13 protein-coding genes and 1 pseudogene are annotated in these 11,505 nt (G+C 61.5%); 8 read left to right on the top strand and 6 right to left on the bottom strand.

The window, feature by feature from the left end:
• Window positions 1-128: 128 nt before the first annotated feature.
• A complete protein-coding gene (locus tag YWU_RS0113120; RefSeq protein WP_027020798.1) occupies window positions 129-1,442 on the top strand; it encodes an ISL3 family transposase in 1,314 nt (437 codons plus the stop codon).
• Between the two features lie 177 nt (window positions 1,443-1,619).
• Here the strand turns inward: YWU_RS0113120 and YWU_RS0113115 are convergent, their stop codons facing one another.
• Window positions 1,620-2,210, bottom strand: a complete 591-nt coding sequence (locus tag YWU_RS0113115) for a DNA polymerase III subunit beta family protein (RefSeq protein WP_027020819.1) — start codon at window positions 2,208-2,210, stop codon at window positions 1,620-1,622.
• Window positions 2,211-2,455: 245 nt separating this feature from the next.
• Between YWU_RS0113115 and YWU_RS0113110 the strand changes: the two genes are divergently transcribed.
• Window positions 2,456-3,103: a CueP family metal-binding protein gene (locus YWU_RS0113110; protein WP_205618344.1), complete on the top strand. Its 648-nt coding sequence runs from the start codon at window positions 2,456-2,458 to the stop codon at window positions 3,101-3,103.
• Here the strand turns inward: YWU_RS0113110 and YWU_RS0113105 are convergent.
• Both YWU_RS0113105 and YWU_RS0113100 read right to left on the bottom strand, forming a co-directional pair.
• Complete coding sequence (locus YWU_RS0113105; protein WP_034647985.1) at window positions 3,081-4,280, bottom strand: MFS transporter; 1,200 nt, start codon at window positions 4,278-4,280, stop codon at window positions 3,081-3,083. The genes YWU_RS0113110 and YWU_RS0113105 overlap by 23 nt on opposite strands.
• A 57-nt stretch (window positions 4,281-4,337) precedes the next feature.
• Window positions 4,338-5,075: a PIG-L deacetylase family protein gene (locus YWU_RS0113100; RefSeq protein ID WP_051260368.1), complete on the bottom strand. Its 738-nt coding sequence runs from the start codon at window positions 5,073-5,075 to the stop codon at window positions 4,338-4,340.
• 96 nt (window positions 5,076-5,171) lie between these two features.
• On the opposite strand from YWU_RS0113100, the gene YWU_RS18720 reads away from it, so the two are divergent.
• The 3 genes from YWU_RS18720 to YWU_RS18710 all read left to right on the top strand — a co-directional run bounded on the left by YWU_RS18720 (window position 5,172) and on the right by YWU_RS18710 (window position 6,162).
• On the top strand, window positions 5,172-5,543 hold the full coding sequence (locus YWU_RS18720; RefSeq protein WP_240484145.1) for a lipase family protein: 372 nt from the start codon (window positions 5,172-5,174) through the stop codon (window positions 5,541-5,543).
• Between the two features lie 27 nt (window positions 5,544-5,570).
• A complete protein-coding gene (locus YWU_RS18715) occupies window positions 5,571-5,873 on the top strand; it encodes a lipase family protein (RefSeq protein WP_240484144.1) in 303 nt (100 codons plus the stop codon).
• A 64-nt stretch (window positions 5,874-5,937) separates the two neighbouring features.
• Window positions 5,938-6,162 carry a hypothetical protein gene (locus YWU_RS18710; RefSeq protein ID WP_240484143.1) on the top strand — a complete coding sequence of 75 codons (225 nt, stop codon included), beginning with the start codon at window positions 5,938-5,940 and terminating at the stop codon, window positions 6,160-6,162.
• Between the two features lie 19 nt (window positions 6,163-6,181).
• Here YWU_RS18710 and YWU_RS0113080 read toward each other — a convergent pair whose 3' ends face one another.
• Entirely contained in the window at window positions 6,182-7,690 is a 1,509-nt protein-coding gene (locus YWU_RS0113080; protein ID WP_027020812.1) for an acetyl-CoA hydrolase/transferase family protein, read from the bottom strand.
• A gap of 118 nt (window positions 7,691-7,808) precedes the next feature.
• Here YWU_RS0113080 and YWU_RS0113075 point away from each other — a divergent pair, with 118 nt between their 5' ends.
• Window positions 7,809-8,750: a GlxA family transcriptional regulator gene (locus tag YWU_RS0113075; protein ID WP_034647984.1), complete on the top strand. Its 942-nt coding sequence runs from the start codon at window positions 7,809-7,811 to the stop codon at window positions 8,748-8,750.
• Here the strand turns inward: YWU_RS0113075 and YWU_RS0113070 are convergent.
• Together YWU_RS0113070 and YWU_RS0113065 are read right to left on the bottom strand one after the other, a co-directional pair.
• A complete protein-coding gene (locus YWU_RS0113070; protein ID WP_027020810.1) occupies window positions 8,747-9,700 on the bottom strand; it encodes a MerR family transcriptional regulator in 954 nt (317 codons plus the stop codon). The two genes, YWU_RS0113075 and YWU_RS0113070, sit on opposite strands and share 4 nt — an antisense overlap.
• Before the next feature lie 9 nt (window positions 9,701-9,709).
• Window positions 9,710-10,423, bottom strand: coding sequence for a HEAT repeat domain-containing protein (locus YWU_RS0113065; protein WP_027020809.1), 714 nt, complete (start codon window positions 10,421-10,423; stop codon window positions 9,710-9,712).
• Between YWU_RS0113065 and YWU_RS18705 the strand changes: the two are divergent.
• Window positions 10,422-11,078: pseudogene (locus YWU_RS18705) on the top strand (protein-L-isoaspartate O-methyltransferase family protein). The gene YWU_RS0113065 and the pseudogene YWU_RS18705 overlap by 2 nt on opposite strands.
• A gap of 185 nt (window positions 11,079-11,263) precedes the next feature.
• Window positions 11,264-11,505 (top strand): hypothetical protein (locus YWU_RS16990; RefSeq protein ID WP_034647983.1); only part of this gene is annotated, 242 nt, incomplete at its 3' end.

Genomic DNA, 11,505 nt, shown 5'->3' with positions numbered 1-11,505 from the left:
GGCTCTTCGCGTTTCGGAGTGCGTAGCTGACCACCGGGCGGAGTTCGGGGTGGCACAACATATAGGGGTCCTGGCCGGTACAAGATGAGAGTTACCACACCATCATCTGACCGAACCAGGACCCTACTGTGCAGCCTAGTGGCAACCTCGTCGCCGACACCATCTGCCGTACCGCGGAAATCGGCCTGACCATCACCGGTGCCGCCGACGCCGGAAACATCACCATCATCGATGCCGCACCTGTGGCCGTCAGCGACGCCTGTCCTGAATGCTCCCGGCCCGGCACCAAGCGTGACCACATTTTCCGTCGGCTGGTGGATCTGCCCGTCGTCGGGTTTCCCACCCGTCTGCACGTGCGCGTCCCCCGATTCATCTGCGCGAATGTCTCCTGTGACAGGAAGATCTTCCAGGCCTCCCTGACGTGTGCCGATGACGGATCCAAGCTCACCCACCGCGTCACCCGCTGGATCTTGCAGCGCCTGGCGGTCGACCGGATGAGCGTGTCTGCCACCGCCAAAGCACTCGGGGTGGGGTGGGCGCTGGTCAACCAGGTTGCCGTCGACGCCTGCCGTAAGCTCGTCTACGACGACCCGCACCACCTCGACGGGGTGCGCATCCTCGGCGTGGATGAGCACGTCTGGAAACACACCCGCCGTCCCACGGAACCGTCGAACCTGGTGACCATCCTCGTCGACCTCACGCCCCTGGTCGACGGCCGTGGGCCTGCCCGACTGCTGGACATCCGCCCCGGACGAAGCGCGGAAGTGCTGCGCACGTGGCTGCAGGAACGCGACCCCAGCTTCCGCCAGCAGGTGCAGGTCGTGACGATGGACGGTTTCACCGGCTACGCCTGCGCCGTGGACCAGGTCCTCCCGGACGCAACCAAGATGATGGATCCGTTTCACGTAATCCATCTGGCAGCTGGGAAGCTCAGCCGGTGCCGGCAGCGACTGCAACGGGAGACCACCGGGCGTCGTGGACGCAAGGACGACCCGCTGTACAAGCACCGCCGGACCTTGTTGACCAGGACGAACTACCTCACGCAGCAGCAGAAACAGCGACTGGACCTGTTGTGGGCCACCGACGATGAGTACGTCGCACTCGAGGTCACCTGGATGTTCTACCAGGACCTGATCGCAGCCTACGGTCATCCGAAGAAATCGGAGGGAAAGAAGCTGATGAGCAGGGTGATCAACAGCATTCGTAAGGGCCTGCCCGCGGGGCTGGAGGAGCTCGCCCAACTCGGGCGCACCTTGTGGCGCCGGCGTGAGGACGTCCTCGCCTACTTCGATATCGGCGCGTCGAACGGGCCGGTTGAGGCTATCAACGGACGGCTGGAGCACCTGCGGGGAATCGCCCTCGGGTTCAGGAACCTGGACCACTACATATTGCGGTGCCTGATCCACTCCGGGCAGCTGCAGGGGAAGATCAACGCACTCTAAAAAGCGAAGAGCCCCCAATGGCCGAGGTCAGAGCGGGATACAATGTGCTCAGGGCGAAGGTGACTGTTTCTTCGCCATCGAGGGTGAAGCGATCGCCGTCGGCTTCATTGACTCGATGAAGTAGATCAGTGAGAGACAAGGTGAGGCGTGCCGTGGGCTCAGCCAGGTTGTCTAGCATCAACCGATAGTCGGGGAATACTTCGCTGACGGTGCGGCAGGACAGCCTGCGGACTCGACGGGTTCGGTGAATTCGATACCTCCAACGGACGCCACGAGATGGACGACTGGATCTCTTCGCACTGTGGCGGCAACATCACGCAGATCATCCCCATTGAGAATGAAAGACCGAGGCTCGTCCAGATCTGACGCGGCTGCGATAGTCCGCACCACCAAGCGATATCGGTCCGTGGCTACGAAAGTGACTGCCTCCGAATCCACTTCCATCAGCACGGATTCCAATACTGGGATCCCCGGCTCACGGACAGTGGCGGTGAGTACCTGGTCGAGCGCCTCCGCCAAGATGTAACCGCGAAGCGAGGTGACCACCTCCGAAGTGGAGGCAGTGGGAAGGTCCGCAATGATGTCGGCGGCATTTCGGCGGGCCTCGGTCGTGGAGATAACGAGAGCGTCGAGGTGCTCTTCAATGGCAGCAGCGAGTGCGAGTTCGTCCCAGATGAGGGCCTCCACAGGTTCGTGGAGGTCCGCCATGTAATGGGCAAGGACGCAGCGGTGGAATAAATCGTCAGTGTCTGCGATGCGGTTCCACAAGTTCGTGGAGGTCCGTCTTGGCGCCGCCCGTATCACCGCCGCGGCCGCGCATCACCGCGTCAGAAATTGTGGACATTAGGTGGGAGTTTTCGGTCATAGCCCTATGCTCAGGCCTCAACCAAGGTGAGGGTCAAGCGCGATCGGGCACTGATTCCACTCAAATCAACCGCAAAAAGGGGTAAGGTCGTTATCCACCCTTGGAACACTGTTCACGAATACCCCTTCTTGCTGGCACAATCAGCCGCATGGTTACCCGGTCGAGCACAGCGCCCACGCCCCGTACCGCTAGGACGGGTGTTTTCGCAGCGCTCGCTGCAGCTGCTTTGCTTATCGGGTCCTGCTCCTCAGATGGGGAAGCTACCGCGACTGAAGAAGACTCAACAGCGCAATCAAACGCGTCATCGCTCGATGACACTCTCGCGGACTTCGGCCTAACCGGACTGGACTCACGGGAATCCATCGAATTGCTCGATGCGCTCCCGGTCGCTGAACGCCCGGCGTCGTCAGAATTGATGGCTACCATCCATGCCGACCAATTGGTGTACTCCAACGTGTCCGGGGAAGAAGCCTCCCTCCCGCTGGATGACGATGAGTTCTACCTCGCCGTCGCACCCTACAACGAGCAAACCCACAGCTGCTATTTCCATAGCCTGACCACCTGCATCGGCGAAATGGGCAACACTCCAGTACATGTGGTTTTCACTGACGCTGACACTGGCGAGGTACTCATCGATGATGAATTCACGACCTACGACAATGGGTTCGTCGGTTTCTGGCTTCCGGCCGACATCACTGGCGAATTAACGGTCACCGCGGATGGCCTCACGGCGACTGAGGAAGTGGCAACTGGGCCGGATGATCTCACCTGCCTCACGACGATGCAGCTTGCCTAAGGAGCCTGCGATCAATCAGAGCGACCAGTGCAGTGAGAATTGTTGAGGCAACTCCCACGACTACCACCCCGTCCCAACCAGCAATGCTCCAAGCCCACACGCCAAGTGCCGAACCAACCGCGGCGCCGATGAAAAACGTGGTCATGTAGATCGAGCTGACGCGGCTACGCAGGTGCGGGAAGGTGCTCAGCAGGACATTCATGCTGGTCACGTGCACCCCCTGCATCCCGACGTCAATAAGGATGAACCCCAGCACAAACCACGCCAACGCCGACGATCCCGCAATGAACGCCACCCATGACGCGGCCAAGCAGATAATGCCGAGCCACGTAGCCAGTTCTTCCCGTCCCGTATCGACCAGGTTGCCAACCGGCCGAGCCACCAGAACACCGAACAGTCCACCCAGGCTCACCAGGCCGATCGCGCCCGGGGTCAGACCGAATGGTTCGCCGGCCAGGAGGTGAGCTTTTGTCGCGAGGACGCAGCTCAAAGAGCAGAACGTCGCCGCTGACATCAGGGACCTGGTGCGCACCCGGGGTTCCTGCGCGATGAGTTGACCCATGGACGTCCACAGCTGCAGAAACGGCAGTCGCTGTTCGGCCTTCAGCGGCGGCAGCGCGAACCACATGGCCACGGACAGCATGAGGATCGCCGCGCCGGTGAAGATGTATGGCGTCTGGGCATTGCCAATTTCGGCGATGCCTCCACTGACTGCGCGGGCAAGCAACATGCCGGCGAGAATGCCCGACATGATGGTGCCTACCGCTTTGCCCGCCTCTGACGGCTCCGACATTGCCGAGGCCAACGGTTGCAGGATCTGCGTCGCGACGCTGAAAAAACCCGCCACCGCAATACCCACAACAAGCGCGGCGAACAGTGGGGCGAAACCCGCGATGAGGTGCCCAATCCCGGTCAACACCATGAGGCCGACCGCCATCGTGCGTCGGTCGAACTTGTCCCCCAGCGGAACGATGAGGAACAGCCCGATTCCGTACGTCACCTGCGCCACGGTCACGGTGCTCGCCGCAGCGACGGACGAGACCCCGAAGACACGCGAAAACTCATCCAGCAGTGGCTGATTGAGGTAGTTCCCGCCAACGCAGAGCCCCGACGCGACTGCCATCAACAGCAGCGGTGGCGGGCGACGGGGTTGGGTCAACGTGGAATCCGGGGCCATTAGAAGAAATCTACGTTCCCGCCGCAACCGACCGGGGACACGAATGTTAAATCCTGTCTACATACCGAACTGCGTGAAAAGAACCGCCTTCCCGACGTCCCCAGCCGCATTTCCCCCACCCGTCGTCACACCAGTGAGCAATTCACGAGGTGAGGGATGGTCTTCCAATGCTTCCAAGTAAACAGTGTGGGCTTCCAGCGAGGAGATGCCTCGCTCAAGCTGCTCGTCAGAGATCTCCACGTAATGGGTCGGCCCGCCATGTCCATTGACGAGGAGGCGATCTGCCTTCCAGCGCCCGGACTCCGGGGTGTCACGGAACATCCAGGGGTTGTCGGCATCGCGGATGGCATCGACAGTGGCTAGACCGACGGCACGGTGGTCGACGTGGTTCAGTCCCCACGGCGACTCCAGTTCCCATGTGCCAACGACAACCAGATTGGGCTTCGTCCGACGGATCTCTCCGGCAATGGCTTTGCGCAGTTCCAGACCATATTCGACGCAACCGTCTGGGAAGTTGTGGAAGATGAGTTCGTTGATGCCAACGGCGTCGCAGGCGTCGCGCTGTTCCTTTTTCCGCAGCGGACCGACCTCCTCCGGTGCCATCGTGGCGATACCAGCCTCACCAGCGGTGAGCAGGAGGTAATCGACGGTAATGCCCGAGTCCGTCCACGCTGCGGCGGCAGTAGAGATTCCGTATTCGGTGTCGTCGGGATGCGCGGCGACGCACAGTACCCGCTCCACACCGGTGAGATCGAGAGCTTCGGGGGTCGGGGTGGTCTGGTCAGAGTGACTCATGCAGCCATTGTCCAGGAAACTTGGTGCTGCGGCAGCTGCTCGCAAGAAACCGCAATCTGCGCAAAACGTGTCACCCGTCGCATACGTTTATCGGGCATGACAACATTGCCCCGACTTTCCCTGCGCCTCATCGTTGCCACGGCGCTCAGCGTCCTCACCGCAACGGCAGTAACTGTCCCGCTGGCTCACGCTAAACCAGCCTCCGACACTGGACCCGCCCTGACCACTGATCCAGCTGAACTGGACCGTTCACTGACCTGTCACGGAGATCTCACCGATTCGGACTACAGCCCCGTACTCCTTTTGCACGGGACGACTTCCACCGTCGAAGCCAACTGGTCCTGGAACTGGGAGCCTGCTTTGGCCTCCGAGAACAGGGCGTACTGCACGGTCGATCTTCCGTTGGCCGGCATGGAAGACATCCAGGTGTCCGCCGAGAACGTAACTCACGCCATTCGCACGATGTAATCGGCCGGCGGCCAGAAGGTTGACATCGTGGGCCATAGTCAGGGCGGCATGCTTGGGCAGTGGAGCACAGCGTGGTGGCCAGACACTCGCGACATGGTCGACTCCATGGTCGGTCTGGGATCGTCGAACAATGGGTCGGATATGTTGTCGCTGCTGTGCACCGGACCGTGCTCGGAAGCCCTCCGTCAGCAGAGCAGCGGTTCGCAGTTCCTAACCCTGCTCAACGCACAGCCAGAGACATACCCGGGGATTTCCTACACGACCATCGCGACTCGTTACGACGAAGTCGTCTCCCCTCCACGACCTGGCCTTCCTCGAGCCGGGGCCTAACGTCACCAACATCACGCTGCAGGACCAGTGCCCCGGCGAACCGGTCGAACACTTCCTTCTAGCGGTGAGCAACCCGGTGTGGGAACTGTCCCTCCAAGCACTCGATGGCAGCTCCAACCCCCAGGTCACTGCCGATGACTGCGGGAAGCTGATGCCTGGCGTTGATCCTTCACAGCTGCCTCGCAACGTCCCAATGGCTCTGGGTTCGTCAGTCGAAGCGCTCATCTCCAACGAATGGACCTTCGATGAGCCCGCTCCCGCGGACTACACGGGGGCTGGCGACTTCTAATCCGTCGTCGGGCTCTCTCCTACTGCGCACCCTTCATCGAGCCGTGCTTGAGGAAGTTGATGTGGAAGGAGAGGGCGCTTTCCAGGTCGTGCGGCGTCTGCTGAGCCTTGCTGTGGGAGGCACGCTCAACGTACTCCTCCAGCAGCGGGCGGTAGTCCACGTGGGCGATGTCAATCATCCGCTGGACGCGGTCACGCGGAGCGAGTCCCCGCAGGTCAGCGAAGCCGTTCTCGGTGATGACGACCATTGCGTCGTGCTCAGTGTGGTCGATGTGCGAGGCAAACGGGACGATCGCGGAGATCGCTCCGCCCTTGGCCACCGACGGCGAGATGAACGTCGACGCGAAGGCGTTACGAGTGAAGTCACCCGAACCGCCGATGCCGTTCATCATGCGGGAGCCTGCGACGTGAGTGGAGTTCACGTTGCCGTAGATGTCCGCCTCGATCATGCCGTTGGAGGCGATCAAGCCCATGCGGCGGATGACCTCCGGGCTGTTGGAGATCTGCAGCGGGCGCAGCACTAGGTGCTCGCGGTACTTCTTGGCCTCGCGGTTCATCTTCTCTGCGTACTCCGGGGACAGCGCGAAGGACGTCGCGGAGGCGACGGTCATCTTGCCCGCGTCGATCAGGTCGAGCATGCCGTCCTGGACGACCTCGGTGTAGGCGGTGATGTTCTCGAACTTCGAGTCGATCAGGCCGGCCATCACAGCATTCGGAACGTTTCCGACGCCGGACTGCATGACGTAGCCATCGTAGGTCAGACGGCCTGCAGCAACTTCGCCCTCGAGGAAGTCGAGGAAGTGGCCGGCGATCGCCTTGGAAGTGTCGTCGATCGGGCTAAACGGGGAGTTGCGGTCCGGGGCGTCAGTCTCGACGATTGCAACGACCTTCGACGGGTCGATCTCGATGTACGTGGTTCCCACGCGGTCACCGACGTCGCTGATCGGGATCGGCTCGCGGTTCGGCAGCGGTGGGACGGTGTAGATATCCGCCATGCCTTCGAGATCAAGGGACTGCCAGGAGTTGACCTCGATGATGATCTTCTCGGCGGCATTGAGGTAGTCAGCGTTGTTGCCGACGCCGGACGACGGCACCAAGTGGCCCTCTTCAGTAATACGGGTGACCTCAACGATGGCAGCGTCAATGGTGCCGAAGAAGCCCTGCTCCACCTGCAGTCCCGAGTGGGACAGGTGAATGTCCTGGTACTTCATCTCCGAGCCATTGATCTTGTTCCGCATGATCGGGTCGGACTGGTACGGCATGCGGTAGTTGATCGCATCCGCCTCGGCGAGGACACCGTCACAGTCAGGTGCGGTCGACGCACCGGTGAGGATGTTGACCCGGAAGGCGTCGCCTCGGCCGTGGGCTGCCTTCGCGCGTTCTGCGATAGCGGTGGGTAAGGCCTTGGGGTACGCGGCGCCGGTGAATCCGGACAGGCCGAGGGTGTCCCCATTGTTGATGAATTCAGCCGCCTCATCAGCGGACATCACCTTCGAGCGCAGGGACTGGTTGGCGATACGGTCGGTCATGTTGTCTCGATCCTCTGGTCGTATTTTCGCTAACACGTCCAATTGTCCGTGATCTACTACACTTCCAACCATGTCTATTCAGCCGATTCTCGTGCAATATCGGACATAAGGTTCTGTCATGAGACGTATCGGGTTCCTGATCTTCGACGGGGTGTCGCTCCTGGATTTCGCCGGGCCGGCCGAGGTATTCACGCGCGCTCACTACGAGACGGTGCTGATCTCACCGCACGGAGGCCCCGTCACCACCGCTGCCGGAGTTACCGTGTCGGAAACGTTAGCCCCAGAAAATGCCGGTGACCTCGACACAGTCGTCATCACTGGCTCAGACGACCTCCCGTTCCGGGAGTTTGACCCCGTGCTTCTCGACGCCGCCGCCCTCCTCACCACCCGCACCCATCGCGTCGCCAGCGTCTGCACCGGATCTTTCATCCTCGCCGAACTAGGGCTTCTCGACGACCACCGCGCCACCACCCACTGGCGCAACGCCCAGGACCTCGCCCGACGTTATCCACAGGTCCGAGTACAACCAGACACTCTCCACATTCACGACGGCCGATTCTTCACCTCGGCCGGCATCTCCGCAGGAATCGACCTTGCGCTGTCCCTGGTCGAGGGTGACCGTGGGGCCGCCGTAGCCAGAGACGTTGCCCGCGACATGGTGATGTTCATGCACCGACCCGGTGGTCAGTCCCAATTCGCGGCTGCCTCGCACACACAGCAGGTCACCAGCCCGATTCTGCGAGGTGTGCTCGACCAGGTCCAAGCTGCTCCGGCCGCGCCTCACACGGTTGCGAGCCTCGCAGCCGACGCCGCGGTCAGTCCCCGCCATCTCGGCCGTCTCTTCAAAGAGGATCTCGGCGTCACCCCGGCCAGGTGGCTTGAGCAGTTCCGACTCACCACCGCGCAGCAATTGATCCTCGAGGGGTACTCCGTCACGGACGTCGCCGCAGCCTCTGGATTCGGCAGCGACGGGAACCTCCGCCGCGCGTTCGACCGACGCCTCCACACCACCCCAACCGAGTACCGGGCACGCTTTAGCTCAACCTTCTCTGACTCTTAGTGGCCTCGAGCCATCGACGCGATCACCGGATCAGCATCCTCGGCTAATTCAGCCATGATCTCCTCCGTCAACTCACCAGGCAGTTCCAGCAGTGCCTGCATGAGGCGAATGCGGGTGGGTTGGTGGGGGTTGAGGAGGGCGTCGTAAAGCAAGGTTTTTATCTTTTCCCCCTGCTCTGACTTCTGCGCAAGCACCGCGAGCGCTTCACCGGCATCGACATCATTCGGCCCATTCGTGGCCATATCGATGAGGACCGGGATGGCGGCGGGAGTAACTGCGGTCAGCGCGGCATGCCTGCGAACGGTGGGATCTGGATCGTCGAGAAGCACTGTCAGATCAGGCATCTCAGCTCCCGGAACCTTCCCCAAGGTCCGGATGACACGGAGCCGGACAGCCGGATCATCGTCATAAAGATGCTCACTGAGCGCCCCGACAATGTCCCCCGTCTCCCCATTCGCAATCGACCATTGCAACGCACCAAGAACATTCACACTCGGCTCATGCAGAAGCGCACCAACCAAAGCGTGCGTCGGCAATTGCCCCTGCAACGCCGCCACCTGCCGACGAGCCGAATCCGTCGATTCCAACGCCTTCAACAACTCGACAGTCTTCGCCGCATCTTCCCAGTTCTCTGCCCCCGACTGCTGCACCGCAGTCAGCCGGTCCAACAACTCCTGCTCCTGCCGGAGGCGCTCTTCCACAGCCTCAATCAGTCCGTTGACCAGCGACTCCGGCGTGAACTTCGGATCCCCCAACGCCGCGGCGATCTGCTTCAACGACAGCCCCAGTGAACGCAGCCCCTCAATATGAAAGATGCGCTGAATATCCTGCGTCGAATACTCGCGGTACCCCGTGGAGCGGACCTCCGGCTCCAGGAGCCCAAGCGACTCCCAGTGCCGAAGCATGCGCGCGCTGACGCCCGTGTGGCTCGCGACTTCGCCGATCAGCATTCCCTGATTCTACTGGTCTGGGACCGCATGGGGACCAAGTGCAGCTGCCCGCTTAGCCGGATGCGTCGCCCCGGATCCGACGAACCCCGCATCTGGGTCATCCAACAATTTCACCGTCGCGTCAGCGTGAGCGGCAGCATCCCCGGACCTTGCCTGTCCGAGAACCTCCCGCGCCACAGACTCGTCCAGCACGGCAAACGCCCGACTCAGACTCAGCCACATCTCTCGGTTACCGCGACCAAGTTGCCTGGCAAGGTTCGTTGCAAGCCATTCCTGCTGTTCAGCAATGCGAGGAGCCAGCGCCACCGCCGCCCGCCACGCCGCAAGTGCCACCTGGTCATCGGGATCCGCAACGAGCGCAGCGAGCAGATCCGGCACCGTGACATCCCAAAATCGCTCGGCCTCGCTGGTGTGCGCCGTGCCGATCTTCGACATCGTATGCAGCGCCTGACTCCTTGCCTGGGCCGTCTCCGAGGTCAACTCAGCCAGCAGCGCCGGAACGGCCACTTCCACGGGAAACCTCGTCAACGCCCACGTCAGCATGTCGCGGACGAAGAAGTCCGGCTCAACGCCGGCTCTTTCAATCAGCTTCCCGACGACCACCTCACTCCCCTCCACCCACACTCCCGCATGAGTCCCGATGTGGAGGGAAGCGGAGAGGCGGTTGGAGGCGTCGGGAAGCGAGAGGGCGTGAAGCGCCTGATTCCTGTCATTCGTGTTCATGACCGTGACTCAACACCTTGACACTGTGTCAAGGTCAAGGACGATGGAGTGTGAGGAGGAAAATTCCATGTCACAGACCTCAAATACCGTCGACGCTGCCATGGCCGCCGCACCACGCGCGAACTTCCTTCTCCGAGCCTTCACACGAGCCGCCGGCGTCGACTCCGCGATCCCCATTGGCGGCGGTTCCACCTGCTCTCAACCAACGACTGTCCGAAACATGCTGCTGTTGTTAAACGCCCAGCCGGGTCATCGGGTTCTCGACGTCGGATCCGTCTCCGGGTAGACCACCGCAATTCTGGCGAATCTGGTCGGTGGCGGCGAGGTGGTCGGAGTCGAACTAATCAGCCCGCTCGTGGACCGCTCGCGTGACGCCTTGAGTTCCCTAGGCATCGACAATGCCCAGATTCTGCTGGCTAACCGTGACATTCTCGGGCATCCGGAGGGAGCCCCTTATGACCGGATCTTGTTCTCCGCGAACGCCGAGAGGGGCCTGCCTACATCTCTCGTGGAGCAGCTCACTGATGGCGGGATCATGGTCGGACCGGTTGATGGCGTGATGACGGTGGTGGCAAAAGGCCTCGGCCAGACTGCAGGTCAGACGGAGGTCACCGAGCACGGCTTGTACCGGTTCGTGCCGCTGCAGGAGGGATAGTTGGAGGTCCAGGCCTCCCCACCAACACCTTTGGTCACATCTGGCCATATTTCGGAATAAATCTTTTCCAACCCTTGCCTGACCTGCAACAACACACTATGGTCGAACATGTTAGCGAGTTGATCATCAGGGGAGACCAACCGCATCCCACCAACAGACAAGCCCACACAGGGGGTGACTTCGTCATGCGAGCACCATTCGACACCACCGACACCAACTGCCCCTTCACCGCAGCACTCTCCACTGACGCACCACGGTTCACCCACGAAAACCCCGACGACGCCCTCTCTGCCATCTCCCTATCAATCAACCGCAGCACCATCGACCAGGCGCACCTATGCCTGTGCGAAGACACCGACGACATCATCGATGAGGCCGAACGCTTCGGCATGCGCATCGGCTGTACCCGCGGCAAAGCAGAACAACT

Origin of the sequence: Corynebacterium sputi DSM 45148, from assembly GCF_000427865.1 — a bacterium.
GTDB lineage: Bacteria > Actinomycetota > Actinomycetes > Mycobacteriales > Mycobacteriaceae > Corynebacterium > Corynebacterium sputi.
This window is presented reverse-complemented; position numbering and strand designations above follow the sequence as displayed.